Annotated in this window: 15 protein-coding genes; 8 read left to right on the top strand and 7 right to left on the bottom strand. The window is 73.6% G+C overall.

The annotated features are described in order from the left end of the window. Positions 1 to 86 precede the first annotated feature (86 nt). Positions 87 to 569, bottom strand: a complete 483-nt coding sequence (locus ACZ4XX_RS01640; RefSeq protein ID WP_468506003.1) for an indole-3-glycerol phosphate synthase — start codon at positions 567 to 569, stop codon at positions 87 to 89. A gap of 106 nt (positions 570 to 675) precedes the next feature. After that, positions 676 to 1461: a pyrimidine reductase family protein gene (locus ACZ4XX_RS01645; RefSeq protein WP_468506004.1), complete on the bottom strand. Its 786-nt coding sequence runs from the start codon at positions 1459 to 1461 to the stop codon at positions 676 to 678. A 36-nt stretch (positions 1462 to 1497) separates the two neighbouring features. Between ACZ4XX_RS01645 and zapE the strand changes: the two genes are divergently transcribed. The 3 genes from zapE to ACZ4XX_RS01660 all read left to right on the top strand — a co-directional run bounded on the left by zapE (position 1498) and on the right by ACZ4XX_RS01660 (position 4552). Next, positions 1498 to 2583 (top strand): cell division protein ZapE, encoded by a 1086-nt coding sequence (gene zapE, locus ACZ4XX_RS01650; protein ID WP_468506005.1) that lies wholly within the window; start codon positions 1498 to 1500, stop codon positions 2581 to 2583. 34 nt (positions 2584 to 2617) lie between these two features. Continuing rightward, positions 2618 to 2986 (top strand): OsmC family peroxiredoxin, encoded by a 369-nt coding sequence (locus tag ACZ4XX_RS01655; protein WP_468506006.1) that lies wholly within the window; start codon positions 2618 to 2620, stop codon positions 2984 to 2986. 192 nt (positions 2987 to 3178) lie between these two features. Continuing rightward, a complete protein-coding gene (locus tag ACZ4XX_RS01660; RefSeq protein ID WP_468506007.1) occupies positions 3179 to 4552 on the top strand; it encodes an alkaline phosphatase PhoX in 1374 nt (457 codons plus the stop codon). Positions 4553 to 4754: 202 nt separating this feature from the next. On the opposite strand, the gene ACZ4XX_RS01665 is transcribed toward ACZ4XX_RS01660, so the two are convergent. Further along, positions 4755 to 4994: a hypothetical protein gene (locus ACZ4XX_RS01665; RefSeq protein ID WP_468506008.1), complete on the bottom strand. Its 240-nt coding sequence runs from the start codon at positions 4992 to 4994 to the stop codon at positions 4755 to 4757. A gap of 189 nt (positions 4995 to 5183) precedes the next feature. Between ACZ4XX_RS01665 and ACZ4XX_RS01670 the strand changes: the two genes are divergently transcribed. Then, complete coding sequence (locus tag ACZ4XX_RS01670) at positions 5184 to 6104, top strand: polysaccharide deacetylase family protein (RefSeq protein WP_468506009.1); 921 nt, start codon at positions 5184 to 5186, stop codon at positions 6102 to 6104. Positions 6105 to 6130: 26 nt separating this feature from the next. On the opposite strand, the gene ACZ4XX_RS01675 is transcribed toward ACZ4XX_RS01670, so the two are convergent. Genes ACZ4XX_RS01675 through ACZ4XX_RS01690 form a run of 4 tightly spaced genes read right to left on the bottom strand, consistent with a single transcriptional unit; the run spans position 6131 to position 8527 of the window. After that, positions 6131 to 6328: a hypothetical protein gene (locus ACZ4XX_RS01675; protein ID WP_468506147.1), complete on the bottom strand. Its 198-nt coding sequence runs from the start codon at positions 6326 to 6328 to the stop codon at positions 6131 to 6133. Between the two features lie 23 nt (positions 6329 to 6351). Then, positions 6352 to 7002, bottom strand: a complete 651-nt coding sequence (locus ACZ4XX_RS01680; protein WP_468506010.1) for an ABC transporter — start codon at positions 7000 to 7002, stop codon at positions 6352 to 6354. Continuing rightward, the gene (locus tag ACZ4XX_RS01685) at positions 6999 to 7856 is read right to left on the bottom strand and encodes an ATP-binding cassette domain-containing protein (protein WP_468506011.1); all 858 of its coding nucleotides are present in this window, start codon (positions 7854 to 7856) and stop codon (positions 6999 to 7001) included. Before ACZ4XX_RS01685 ends, ACZ4XX_RS01680 begins: the two co-directional genes overlap by 4 nt. Beyond that, on the bottom strand, positions 7853 to 8527 hold the full coding sequence (locus ACZ4XX_RS01690) for an AIM24 family protein (RefSeq protein ID WP_468506012.1): 675 nt from the start codon (positions 8525 to 8527) through the stop codon (positions 7853 to 7855). The genes ACZ4XX_RS01685 and ACZ4XX_RS01690 overlap by 4 nt, the downstream gene beginning before the upstream one ends. Positions 8528 to 8598: 71 nt before the next feature. Between ACZ4XX_RS01690 and ACZ4XX_RS01695 the strand changes: the two genes are divergently transcribed. The 4 genes from ACZ4XX_RS01695 to ACZ4XX_RS01710 all read left to right on the top strand — a co-directional run bounded on the left by ACZ4XX_RS01695 (position 8599) and on the right by ACZ4XX_RS01710 (position 12822). Continuing rightward, positions 8599 to 9306 carry a peptidyl-tRNA hydrolase gene (locus ACZ4XX_RS01695; RefSeq protein WP_468506013.1) on the top strand — a complete coding sequence of 236 codons (708 nt, stop codon included), beginning with the start codon at positions 8599 to 8601 and terminating at the stop codon, positions 9304 to 9306. Between the two features lie 224 nt (positions 9307 to 9530). Further along, a complete protein-coding gene (locus ACZ4XX_RS01700) occupies positions 9531 to 10958 on the top strand; it encodes a multinuclear nonheme iron-dependent oxidase (protein ID WP_468506014.1) in 1428 nt (475 codons plus the stop codon). 7 nt (positions 10959 to 10965) lie between these two features. Next, a complete protein-coding gene (locus ACZ4XX_RS01705; protein ID WP_468506148.1) occupies positions 10966 to 12030 on the top strand; it encodes a TIGR04222 domain-containing membrane protein in 1065 nt (354 codons plus the stop codon). 48 nt (positions 12031 to 12078) lie between these two features. After that, on the top strand, positions 12079 to 12822 hold the full coding sequence (locus tag ACZ4XX_RS01710) for a TIGR04222 domain-containing membrane protein (protein WP_468506015.1): 744 nt from the start codon (positions 12079 to 12081) through the stop codon (positions 12820 to 12822). The last annotated feature ends 207 nt before the right edge of the window (positions 12823 to 13029 follow it).

Genomic DNA, 13029 nt, shown 5'->3' on the forward strand with positions numbered 1-13029 from the left:
CACGGGGCGCGGACCCGGCCGACCGTACGTCTGCTCGATCGGTCGGCCGTACGTCTGCTCGATCGGTCGGTTGCTCGGCTGCCGGGTTACTCGGCGGCTTCCTCGCTGTGGGCGAAGAGCTTGAGGACGGGGACCCCCACCTTGTGGCGGGCCCGGGAGGCCCAGTCACGGTGGAAGAACTCCTCCACGTAGTGCGGGGCGGTCAGCACGATCACCTCGTCCGCCTCCGACTCCTCGACCACCGCCTTCATCTTGGTGAGCGGGTGATCCTCGACGACCTGGCCGACCGCTTCGCAGCCGGCGCCCCTCAGCGCCCGGAGCGAGTGCTCCAGGGCCAGCTCGGCGGGGCCCCTGGCCTCCTTGCCCTCCGGTTCGTCGCCCTCGCGGGCGGCTTCCTTCAGTTCGCCCATGGCCACGTCGTCGATGGCACGCAGCAGTACATCGGCCTGGTCACCACGGGGCTGCATCAGAACGATGAAGGACACGCCCTCGTCGCCGTGCAGGGTGGTGACGAATTCCACGTCGACGGACGTCAGGGGCTTCTCGATCATCAGAACGCTTGTGAACACCTCAGGAGCCCTTCTGCGGAAACCATCCTTCCCCGTGCCCGCACGGGGTCTGCGACAGTAAGTGTGCCCAGCGGACGGTAAGCGGAACGACAAATTCCGCCGATTGTCAGATCCGACGGTAGCGGGTGAAGAGGAAGCCGTCCTGCTCCAGCAGCGAAGCCACGGCGAAGCGTGTCGGGACGGCCACCGCAGGGCCCCCGGCGATCCGCTGGGCGTCACCCGCCGTCATCGTCGGCGAGACCGTCAGACACAGCTCGTCGAGGACCTCCGCAGCCACGAACTGGCCGAGCAGCCGGGGCCCGCCCTCGGTCAGCTGCCGCCGGAACCCGCGCTCCGCGAGCACCGCCTTCACACGGGCCGGCTCCACCCCGGCCCCGTCGCCCGCCACCAGCACCTCGGCGCCCGCCTCCCGCGCGGCCCGCACCCGCTCGGCGGGCGCGGCGGCGCCCGTGAGGATCAGGGTCGGCACCAGCGGCCCGGTGAAGAGCGGAAGCGAGAAGTCCAGGTTCAGCGAGGCACTGACCACGGCGATCACCGGGGCCGGCCCCTGTCCGGCGGCGGCGCGGCGGGCCGCGAAGGCCTCACGGGCGCGTGCGGGGCGGTACCCCTCCAGGCGGACCGTTTCCGCACCGACGACGACCACGTCGGCGAGGCCCCGCAGGATGCCGAAGATCCGCATGTCGGTCTCGGAGGAGAGCGGCTGGGAGCGCCCGTCGTGCTGCCCCGCCCCGTCGAGCGAGGAGACCATGTTGGCCCGCAGCCAGGCGGTCTCCCCCGCGGGAAGCTCCGGGTACGCGTAGGCGTCGGCGAGCGCGTCGAGCGACCACTCCTCGCCGGCTCCCGCCCCGGTCTCGTGGGCTGTCATGTCCGTCACAGGGAACAGGCGTCGCATCCTTCGAGTCTGACATGGCGCTTACAGTGGGGAACTGTGTCCACCCGTGCCCTCTCCGAAGCCGCATCCACCTCAGCGGCCCCGCTCTCGCTCTGCTCCCGAGAGCCCCACGTCCCCGCCGACCGACTCGTCGCGGAGATGGTGCCGCCGCCGCGCTTCGACTCCGTACGGTTCGACACGTACCTCCCGGACCCGAACCAGCCCAGCCAGACGGACGCCGTCAAGGCGCTGAGCTCCTTCGCCGGAGGCCTGGGCGGAGCGCATGCCTCCGGCGCCGGGAAGCGCCGCTGGTTCGCTCGGAAGCCGGCCGCCCCCACCGGGCCGCGCGGGGTCTACCTGGACGGCGGGTACGGCGTCGGCAAGACCCACCTGCTCGCCTCGCTCTGGCACGCGACCCCCGCCGAGCCCGCCCTGAAGGCCTTCGGCACCTTCGTCGAGCTGACCAACCTGGTCGGCGCGCTGGGCTTCCAGCAGACCGTGAAGACCCTCGGCGAGCACCGTCTCCTCTGCATCGACGAGTTCGAGCTCGACGACCCGGGCGACACCGTCCTCGTCTCCAGCCTGCTCGGCAAGCTGGTCGAGTCGGGCGTGGCGCTCGCCGCCACCTCCAACACGCTCCCGGGCAAGCTCGGCGAGGGCCGCTTCGCCGCCGCCGACTTCCTGCGCGAGATCCAGGGCCTCTCGGCCCACTTCCGGCCGCTGCGGATCGACGGCGAGGACTACCGCCACCGCGGGCTGCCCGAGGCTCCGTCCCCGTACTCCGACCAGGTCGTCACGGCGACCGCGTACGCGACGCCGGGTGCCTCCCTCGACGACTTCCCGCACCTGCTCGAACACCTGGCCAGGGTTCACCCGAGCCGGTACGGCGCGCTCACCGACGACCTCGGCGCCGTCTGCCTCACCGACGTCCAGCCCGTCCCGGACCAGTCGACGGCCCTCCGGCTGGTCGTCCTGGCCGACCGGCTGTACGACCGCGAGATACCCGTGCTCGCCTCCGGACTGCCCTTCGACCGGCTGTTCAGCGACGAGATGCTGAACGGCGGATACCGCAAGAAGTACTTCCGGGCGATCTCCCGGCTCACCGCGCTCGCCCGCGACGCCAAGGGGCTTGTGGCGCAGTAGGTTGGAGGCCGTTACCCGATCGAAGGGATTCACCATGGCCACCGTGCGTCACGCCCACACCGTCTGGGAGGGCGACCTCCTCAAGGGTTCCGGCGTCGTCTCGCTCGACTCCTCCGGTCTCGGCTCGTACGACGTCTCCTGGCCGTCCCGCGCCGAGCAGGCCAACGGGAAGACCAGCCCCGAGGAGCTCATCGCGGCCGCGCACTCCTCCTGCTACTCCATGGCCTTCTCGCACGCCCTGGCCGGCGCCGGCCACGCGCCGACCCGCCTGGAGACCAAGGCCGACGTCACCTTCCAGCCGGGTGAGGGCATCACCGGCATCCACCTCACCGTGCGCGGCGAGGTCTCTGGCGTGGACGCGGACAAGTTCCAGGAGCTCGCCGAGGACGCGAAGAAGAACTGACCGGTCAGCCAGGCGCTCACGGGCACGACGATCACCCTCACGGCCGAGCTCCTCGGTTCCTGACTTCAGGTCACAGAACGCGCCACATGAGGCAGTTGTGGCCCGCATGGTTCACGCGTCACGACAGTGCGTGGTACACACATGCGGGTCACGCGTCACACACCTGTCCGCCAACAGGGAGTTGTTGCCTCCATGTCCGCGACTCGACGTCAGATCCTGTCCCGCACCGGCGCCACCGCCGCCGGGATCGCCTTCACCGGCGCCCTCTCCGAACTCTTCGCCGGCAGCGCGAGCGCCGCGCCCGGCGGCCACACGGGACGGGCCGGCTACGGCCCCCTGGTCCCCGACCCCGAGGGACTCCTCGACCTCCCGGCCGGCTTCCGCTACAAGGTCCTCTCCCGCCAGGGCGATCCGCTCCGCTCCGGCGAGGGCCCCGTCCCCAGCAACCCCGACGGCATGGCCGCCTTCGCCGGCCGTCGCGGCCGCGTGCACCTCGTCCGCAACCACGAGAACCGGGTGACCGGCAAGATCGGCGTCCCGACCGTACCCGGCCTGACGTACGACCCCGCCGGCCTGGGCGGCTGTACGGCCCTGGAACTCGACGGCCGGAACAACGTCCTCGGCGAGCGGGTCGCCATCGCCGGTACGGCCGTCAACTGCGCGGGCGGGCCCACTCCCTGGCGCACCTGGCTGACCTGCGAGGAGACCGAGGACAAGGCCGGGACCAACGGATACACCAAGGACCACGGCTTCATCTTCGAGGTCGACGGGGCAGACCCGCACCGCACCGGCGCCGTCCCGCTCACCGCGATGGGCCGCTTCCAGCACGAGGCGATCGCGATCGACCCGACGAGCGGCATCGTCTACGAGACGGAGGACGCCTTCGAGCGCCCCTTCGGCCTCTTCTACCGCTTCCTCCCCCACCGGCCGCTCGGCGGCACGGGCTCGCTGCGTGCGGGCGGCGCCCTGGAGGCCATGCGGGTACCGGGCGTCGCCGACCTCTCGGTGATCCAGGAGACCGGCACCCGCTTCGAGGGGATCGAATGGGTCCCCGTACCGGACCCGCAGGCGGCGGAAACCCCCATCAGGCTCCAGGACTTCGGGCCCCGGGGCATCACGCACGCCCAGAAGCTGGAGGGCTGCTACTGGGGCGGCAGGGCCGTGTACTTCGTGTCCTCGTTCGCGCGCGTGAACGACGGTTCCGGCGCGACCCACTTCGGTCAGGTCTGGAAGTACGAGCCGCACCGGCGCCGGCTCACCCTCGTCGTCGTCTTCGGCCCGGACACCGACATCCAGCTCCCCGGCGAGTCACCGGACAACATCTGTCTGGCGCCGAGCGGCGGCCTGATGGTCTGCGAGGACGGCGACGGGGCGCAGCACGTCTTCGGGGTGAGCGAGCGGGGAGAGGTGTACGCGCTCGCCCGGGGCGCGCAGAACATCGGCAGGCCCGAGGCGCCGGAGTGGGGCGAGTTCGCGGGCGTCACCTTCTCGCCCGACCGGGGAACCATGTACGTCAACTGCTACGCGCCGGGGACGACGTTCGCAGTGACGGGCCCGTGGTGCTGACCTGAGGGCGGCGCCCGGTCGCGCGCACTCGCGGGCGGCCGGGTTCCGTCGCAGGATCGGGGGGAGGACGGACGCGCGGCGCGCGCGACGGAACTTCCTCCACATCTCGCACGAGGAACAGCGCAGCCGCCTGCTGGAGCGGCTGGAGGCGCTGGACCCGGCGTACCCGCCGGGGGACTTCGACGTGGCCGAGAGCCGACGGCTACTGGCCACGTGAGCGGCGCCGCCAGTCCCTCACGGCCTCCGCCGGCGTCGTGGACATCCCGAGGTCGAGCAGGCTCGACCTCCCCTGATCCGCCATCGTGGCGAGCAGTCGGTCGAAGAGGTGCGTCTCGTCCTCGTGGGCCAGCCACACGGCGAAGGCGGTCATGACGCGCGTGTCGTCGAGCCATGCCACCAGATCGAACAGGCTGCCGATCTGGACGGCATCGAGCTGCCGCACGGCCGCCCCGAGGCGGAGGGCGGCCGCGCTCCGGACACTCGCCTTCGTGCCCGCCCTGCTCGTCCTCCCCTTCCGGCGGGAGCGGGCCGCGCATGCCGACGCGATGGTGCGTCAGCTCAGTGCGTGGACTCGGGTGCTGCTGCTGTCGAGTCGCGAGCGTTAGACACTTTGATCAGTTAACTTCCGGACGTGAACACTTCTGTACGAAACCTGGCGGCACTCGGTCTTCTGGGTGCCGTTCTCGTCGGCTGTGGCCGGGAAGCCGTCGAAACACCCCCGGCCCCGCCGGCGAAGGAACCGGCCGCCGCCACCAGCCCGTCGCCCCGGTCCAGCGCCGCGGCGGCCGGGCCCAGGCCCGCGCGCCCCGCCGCACCGCCCACCATGGCCCCGGGGCCCGGCGGCCTCACCCCCGTGTACACGCGCCGGGCGAAGGGCGCGGGAACGGGCACGGGGAAAGACGCGGGGAAGGGCGCGGAGAAGGTCGTCGCGCTCACCTTCGACGCCGACATGACGGCCGATCAGGGACCCCGGGCCGCGCAGGGCGAGCACTTCGACAACCCGCAGCTCATCGCGACCCTGCGCCGGCTCAAGGTGGACGCGACCGTGTTCATGACCGGCCGCTGGGCGGAGGAGTACCCGGACCAGGCGAAGTCCATCGGCCGCGACCCTCGCTTCGAGATCGCCAACCACTCCTACAGCCACTACGCCTTCGCCTCCCCCTGCTACGGCCTCCCGACCGTCGCCGGGCCCGACATGGCGGACGACGTCCAGCGGGCCTTCGACGCGTTCCGCGACGCCGGAGCGGTGAACGTCGTCCCGTACTTCCGCTTCCCCGGCGGCTGCTACGACGACGCGGCCCTCCGCGCGCTCGCCCCGGCCGGGGTGACGGCGGTCCAGTGGGACGTGGTCAGCGGCGACGCCTTCGCGCAGGACGCGGACGCGGTGGCCGAGCAGGTCCTCGACGGCGTGAAGCCGGGCTCCCTGGTGGTCATGCACTGCACGCGCAGCGCGGCCCCGGTCACGGAGCAGGCGATCCGCCGCATCGTCCCGGAACTCCGGGCCCGCGGCTACCGCTTCGTGAAGGTCTCGGAGCTGATGAGCGAGAGCTGACGAGCGCGCGGCGGACGCGCCGCCGCTCAGCCCGAGCAGGCCGTGCGCTCCGCCTCCCGCCACTCACAGACCGGGCACAGGGTGATGCCCTTCGTGGACTCCGGGTACTCGGTCGGCTCCTGGCACAGCACACAGGCGGCGAAGGGACCCTCGGCGGCCGGTTCGGGCTTCGGACCGGACTCCGGGCCGGCACAGTACGACGTGGACTCGGTGGATTCGGTCATGTCGTTCATGTCTTCGAGCGTACTCACTCCAGACGCGCCGTGGCCCCGCACGCGAGGGCCGCGCACGCCGCCGCGAGGAGCACGGCGCCCCCACAGGCGAGCCACGGCGGGTGAGCGGCCGCCGTGCGGGCCCCGGTGATCAGGGCCGTCATCGCGTGCTTCGCCGGAGAGCCGGTGGTCACCAGGGCGAGCAGCGAGCCCGGGACCAGGGCCGCGACGGACCAGCCGGGCGCCCGGACGAAGGGGCGGGACGCCAGCGCGCCCACGGCGGCGCCCGTCAGGGCGCAGGCCAGAGCCGCCAGGAGCCCCGTCGTCACGGCGGCTGGCGCGGTGACACCCCGCCGGTCTCCGGTCGCCGTCACCGCGAGGACCGCGACCGCGCCGACGAGGGCGGGCAGGACGGTCCCGGTGACGAGCGCAGCGAGATGTGCGCGGCCCCGGCCGGCCGCCGCCGCGACGACGCTCCGGGCGGCGGACGGCTCCTGCGTGACGCAGATCCGTACGGACCAGGCGGTGACGGGGAGCAGCGCGGCGGCGGTGAAGCCGAGCGCGCCGAGGACGGGCTCGCCCGCGTTGACGCCGACGGCGAGGAAGGCCGCGTACAGGAGGAGCGGTGCGAGCCAGCGCTGCGAGCGGAGCAGCAGGCCGGTCTGGTAGCGCAGGAGCGCCGTCATACGCGTACGCCTTCGGAGCCGAGGTGGTGGACGTGCCAGGAGGCGGCGAGGAGCGCACTCAGCAGGGCGTCGGAGTGGGCGCCGTCGACGACGAGGACGGTGGTGCCGTCGCCCTCGCCGCCGGGTCCGGGGGCGACGTCGGGGTGACCGGGAAGTCGCTCCGGGGGCGGGAGGGGGCGCGGGCCGCCGGAGACGGTGATCCGCACGCGCGGCCGCGGCCCGGCGCCCGCGCGGACCGCGCCCTCGGCCTCCCGCACCCGTCCCTCCCGCACCTCGTACACCGCGGACGGCTCCCCCGCCAGCCGCCGCGGGTCGTGGTCGACGAAGACGACGGTTGCGCCGGCCGCCCTGCGGGCGCGGACGGCCGCGTCCAGTTCCGCACGCGCGCCCGTGTCGAGGCCGGTCCAGGCCTCGTCGAGGACGAGGAGGGACGGGCCTGCGAGGAAGGCCTGGGCCACGGCGACCTTCTGGCTCGTGCCTTTGGAGAGCTCCGCCATGGCCGTACGGGCGTGCTCGCCCGCCCCGAAACGCTCCAGCCACTCCGACGCCCCGGCCCGCGCCGCCCGCGCGCCCAGCCCCTGGACGCGTCCCAGGTGGACCAGGTAGTCGGCGGCCGTGAAGGGCAGCGCGGCAGGGAAGCGTTCGGGGACGTACGCCGTGCGGGGCGGGCGACCCGTGACGCGCCCCGCGGTGGGCGCGTCGACGCCGGCGACGAGCCGGAGCAGGGTCGACTTACCGGTGCCGTTCGTGCCGACGATCCGGACGAGGGTCCCGGCGGGCAGGTCGAGGTCCACCTCGCGGAGGATCCACGCCCCTCGGAGGCCGTGCCGGCGCCCGACCCGCTCCAGCCTCAATTCGAGGTCTTCTGCGGGGTGAGCTCGCTGGGCCGGACGACGACGAAGCCCTGGCCCTCCAGCTTGAGCTGCACCGCCTCGCCCGAGCCGCCGCGGATCATCGAGCCGACGGACTGCGAGCGGTGGAGCGAGGTGTGCAGCTGCTCGCTCCAGCCGACGACGGCGTCGGTGTCGACGAAGACCGGGGCCTGCGGGGTGACGGGGATGACGATCGGGGTGCCCTCGCACATGAGGGCGACCTTGCCGTATCCGGAGAAGACGGAGTTGAAGAGGCCGCCGCTGGTCATGCCGGCGCCCTTCACGGTCTTGATCTCGTAGTGGAGGGAGGCGTCGAAGCAGAGCACGTTGCGGCCGTTGACCGAGAAGGCGTCGCCCTGCTCGATCTCGACGATGAAGCAGTTCTGCGCCTCGTGGGCGAACCACGCCTCGCCCTGGCCGCGCACGGCCATCAGGGCCAGGCCCTCGCCGGTGACGGCCCGCTTGAGCAGGCCGCCGATGCCCTGGCTCTTGCGCTCGAACTGGAGGTTGCCGCGGAAGGCGATCATCGATCCCTGGCGGGCGTGCATCTCGCCGTTGACGGTGTATTTGACGGATTTGGCGTTCTGGAGGGTCATCCCCGGGAAATCTGCGGTCTCGGCGAGGTGTTCGCCGGTGAAAAGATCACTCTTCATGAGGGGCATCCTGGCCCGGAACTGCTCGTTCCTCCAAGAACCGCTTGTGACGGCAGTGGCAGACTTGCCCGGTGAGCAGCAATGAGACCGATCTTCGTGATGAGAAGCCCCAGTTCGTCCTGCCGTTGGTCGTGCGGATCGAACGGGACGCGCCGCCGTCCCGTACCGACGCCCTGGAGACCGCCGCGCGCGCCGTCCTGGAGATCCTCACCGACGACCGCTCGCTCGGCGAGGGCGAGTGGGCACAGGCCATGACCGACTGGGAGGACGCCAGGATCCGCAAGGTGGTGCGCCGGGCGCGCGGCGCGGAGTGGCGGCGCGCGGGCGCGCTCCCGGGGATCACCGTCGACGGCCTGGAGGCGGAGGTACGGGTCTTCCCGCCCGTCCCGCTCGACGGCTGGCCCAGGGAACTCGCCAAGCTCCAGGTCTCGGGCACCGATCTCGACGACCCGGCGGCACCCGGACCCGTACCGGACGGTGCGGTGGTGCTGTGGATCAACCCCGAACTCGACATGTCGGCGGGCAAGACGATGGCCCAGGCCGGGCACGGGGCGCAGCTTCTGTGGTGGGCGATGGACGACGCCGAACGGAAGGCCTGGCACGAGGCCGGTTTCCCGCTCGCGGTCCGCACCGCGTCGGCCGAGGAGTGGCCCGCCCTGACAGCGAGCGGTCTCCCGCTGGTCCGTGACGCGGGATTCACGGAGATCGCCCCCGGCCCCACCGTGGTGGCCGAGGGAAGCGACCGATTCGCCCGGGGGCTGCGGCTGCCTCGGCCGTAGCGCCGCGGACGGTCGCGGTGGCCACCCCGTGCCGGACCGTTCAGCCTCACGCGTCACGCGGTCCGGCGCACCGGTGCGGTCCCCCCGCCGGTGCGGAGGGCCGGCCCCCCGTTCCGCGTGACCGAAACGGAACCTCAAATCAACCTCTGAACGTGACCCTCCCTGGATTCGAACGGTTTCGCCGGGGCCATCACGAGGGTGACTGAGGACCGAAGGAGGGGGACATGACGGAACTCGGCATCGGCATCGGCTGGCGTCCCGAGATCGCTGACGCGGTGGAGGGACTGTCCGGCATCGACTGGGTGGAGGTCGTCGCGGAGAACATCTGCGCCGACCATCTGCCCGACTCCCTGACGCGGCTGCGCGAGCGCGGCGTCACCGTCGTGCCGCACGGCGTCTCGCTGGGACTCGGGGGCGCGGACCGCCCCGACCCGGCGCGGCTCGCCGCGCTCGGCGAGAAGGCGGTGGCGCTCGGGGCGCCGCTGGTCACGGAACACATCGCGTTCGTCCGGGCCGGGGGGCCGCTCACGGCGACCCCGCAGCTCGAAGCGGGCCATCTGCTTCCCGTACCCAGGACCCGGGACGCGCTCGACGTGCTCTGCGAGAACGTACGGATCGCGCAGGACGCGCTGCCCGTACCGCTCGCCCTGGAGAACATCGCGGCCCTCGTCTCGTGGCCCGGCGAGGAGATGTCGGAGGGACGCTTCCTGGCGGAGCTCGTGGAGCGTACGGGGGTACGGCTCCTCATCGACGTCGCCAATCTGCACACCAACCACGTCAACCGGGGCGAGGACCCGGTGCGGGCCCTGTCGGAGCTCCCGGTGGAGGCGATCGCGTACGTGCACGTGGCGGGCGGTGTCGAGCGGGACGGGGTCTGGCACGACACGCACGCGCATCCCGTGCCGGCGGCGGTGCTCGACGTACTGGCGGACCTCGCGTCCCGGGTCGCGCCGCCCGGTGTGCTGCTGGAGCGGGACGACGACTTTCCTCCCGCGGAGGAGTTGGCGGACGAACTCCGGGCGATCCGCGCGACCCTGACCGGCGCCGGGGACTCGGCCCCGGCCGGGGGGCGCCGGGGTGCGGGCCACGGGATGAGGGTGCCGCGCGGTGCGGCGGTACCGGCGCAGCCGCTGCTCATCGGCGCCGGGGCCCGGGTCTCCGGCGGGTTCATGCCCAGTGCCGTGCCGGTCGCGCCCGACGTCCCCGACGTCCCCGACGCCGCAGCGGAGACCGCGCCCACGCCCGGCGCTCGGCAGCGCGTCGCCGTCGCCCAGGCCGCTCTGCTGTCCGCGCTCGTCGCCGGGACTCCCGTGCCCGAGGGATTCGACAGCAGACGGCTCGGCGTGCAGAGCCGGGCGCTCGCGGCGAAGCGGGCCGGGGTCGTCGCGAAGGTCGCGCCGGAGCTCCCCGAGATCCTGGGCAGGGGCTTCCGGCCGGCGTTCCTCACGTACGCCAGATCCCGGCCCATGACCGGCGGCTACCGCCGCGACGCACTCGACTTCGCCGAGCATCTGCTGGTCGCCGGGCGGCCGGAGGATCCGGCGGCCCGGCGGCGGCTCACGGAGTGGTGGCAGGACCGTTCGGGCAGCCGCCCGCCGGGCCGCGCCGCCCGGTTCGTGCGGGCCGCCCGGCACGCACTGGTAAGGAAGTGAGGTGCTCGTGAACGCCCTGGTCGCTCTCTTCTACGTCGCCGGCATCACCGGCATCACGGTGCTCGTCACCCGGGTCGTCCGCACCCGCGGGGGCTCCGGCGGACCCGTCCACGACCGGTACGAGGCCGCCTTCCTCAACGGCGGTCCCGCCAGGGTCGTCGACACCGCCCTGACCGCCCTCCAGGCGGACGGCAGGCTGGCGATCGGCGGCCCCGGCATCGTGGCCGTCGTCCGTCCCGTCGCGCACGACCCGGTGGAGCGCGCCGTGCTCCAGGCGCACGCCGCCGCCCCGCACGGGGCCCTGCACCACCTGCGGACGGCCGTCATGCGGCACCCGGCGGTCCAGGAGATCGGCGACGGGCTCGCGACGCGCGGGCTCGTCGTCGATCCGGCGGTCCGGCGCACCACGCTCCGGTGGTGCGCCGTGCTCGGCATCACGGCCCTGGCGCTGTTCCCCGTGTCGATCATCCTCACGGCGATGGACCTGGCCACCACCGCCGGGCCCTCGTTCCCCTTCGTCTTCAAGGTGGTGCCGGTGGTGCTCGCCGCCGGTGTCACGGCGCTCGTCTGCGGGTCGCTCGCCGCCGGGCAGGTGACCCCGGCCGGCCGGCGCGCGGTCTTCGCGTACGGGCGGGACCACGCCCATCTCCCGGACGCCGCCCTGCTCGTGGCCCTGCACGGGCTCCGGGCGCTGCCCGATCCGGTACTGCGGGGGCAGCTCGTGGCCGCCGCCCGGATCTACGGGCCGCCGCGGCGACGCGGAGGCGGCAGGCGCCCCGTGCCGTACGCGCACGCCACCACGGACTCGGACGCGGACGACGCCTTCGCGGTGCCCGTCGTGTGGTGCGCGGGGACCAGCGCCTGTGGCGGCGGGGGAGGTGGCGGGGGCGGAAGCTCCTGCTCCGGCGGCGGGTCCGGCTCGTCCTGCTCGTCCGCCTGTTCCGGGGGCGGCCCCAGCTGCGGTGGAGGCGGGGGCGGGGGCGGGAGTTCCTGCTCCAGTTCGAGCTCCAGCTCGTGCTCCAGCTCCAGTTCCAGTTCCAGCGGGAGTTCGTGTTCCAGCTCCAGCAGCTGACCACCCGTTCGGGTGGCGGGCCCGCCCCGCCTCCCGTACAACTCGGACATGGTCTGGGTTCCGTTGCTGCTCGTGGCGTGTGTGGTGGCCGGTGCCGGCTGCGCGCGGCTCTGCCGGGCGACGCTCGCGGCGGCCCGGCCCGCGCTCGGTGACGCGCCCGCCGCGGAAGGGCCCGGACTCACCGTCGGCGAAGCGGCCTATCTCGCCGGAGGGCCGCTGCGGGTCACCGATCTCACCCTCGTGTCCATGCACCGGGAACGGCGGCTGTTCCTCGCCCGTACCGGCTGGGCGACGCTCGTGGACGGCGACGCGTGCGCGGGGGACGAGCTGGAGCGGGCCGTGATCGGTGCCCTGGGCCCTGCGGGGCAGGCGCCGATTCCCGCCGTACGTCCGCTGGTCGCCGCCGCCGATCCCGTCCACCTGCTCGCGGAGCGGCTCGTCGCACGGGGGCTCGCCGTGTCCGCGGCGGGCCGGCAGGAGGTCGCCGCCGGGCTGCGCACGGTGCGGGCGGGCCTTCTGCTGAGCCTGGTTCTCGGGACGGTGTCCGCGCTGCTCGTACCGGCCGCCGAGCGGGCCCCGGTCCTCGCCGGGTTCGCGCTGCCGCTGCTCGCGTCGGGGCTCTGTCTGCTGATCGGGCGGACCGAGGTGTACCCGTACACCCGCTGGGCGTCACCCGTCGGGCAGCGACTGCTCGCGGGGCTCTCCCCCGCCGATCCGCTGACGGCCCTCGCCACGCGCGGGCCCGGAGTGCTGGAACCGGAGCTCCGCGCCGCGCTGCGCGGCGGGGGCTGAGGGCGCACGGCCCGGGGAAGGGCGAGAAAGCCCGGGGGCCCTCGGGCTTCAAGGGCGAAAAGGCCCCGGAAATGACGCCGGTGGGGGGGGGGGGGGGGGGGGGGGGAGCGGGGGAGGGGAGGGGGGGGGGGGGGGGGGGGGGGGGTGGGCGCTGCGAGGGGGGCAGGAGGGGGGGGGGGGGGGGGGCACGGGGGGGGGGGGGGGGCC

It is taken from the genome of Streptomyces sp. NPDC029956 (assembly GCF_055574655.1).

Coding starts and splice junctions, on each gene's coding strand:
- ACZ4XX_RS01645 (WP_468506004.1), bottom strand. CDS start 1,461: ATGCGACGCCTGTTCCCTGTGACGGACATGACAGCCCACGAGACCGGG.
- ACZ4XX_RS01655 (WP_468506006.1), top strand. CDS start 2,618: ATGGCCACCGTGCGTCACGCCCACACCGTCTGGGAGGGCGACCTCCTC.
- ACZ4XX_RS01660 (WP_468506007.1), top strand. CDS start 3,179: ATGTCCGCGACTCGACGTCAGATCCTGTCCCGCACCGGCGCCACCGCC.
- ACZ4XX_RS01675 (WP_468506147.1), bottom strand. CDS start 6,328: ATGACCGAATCCACCGAGTCCACGTCGTACTGTGCCGGCCCGGAGTCC.
- ACZ4XX_RS01680 (WP_468506010.1), bottom strand. CDS start 7,002: ATGACGGCGCTCCTGCGCTACCAGACCGGCCTGCTGCTCCGCTCGCAG.
- ACZ4XX_RS01690 (WP_468506012.1), bottom strand. CDS start 8,527: ATGAAGAGTGATCTTTTCACCGGCGAACACCTCGCCGAGACCGCAGAT.
- ACZ4XX_RS01700 (WP_468506014.1), top strand. CDS start 9,531: ATGACGGAACTCGGCATCGGCATCGGCTGGCGTCCCGAGATCGCTGAC.
- ACZ4XX_RS01710 (WP_468506015.1), top strand. CDS start 12,079: ATGGTCTGGGTTCCGTTGCTGCTCGTGGCGTGTGTGGTGGCCGGTGCC.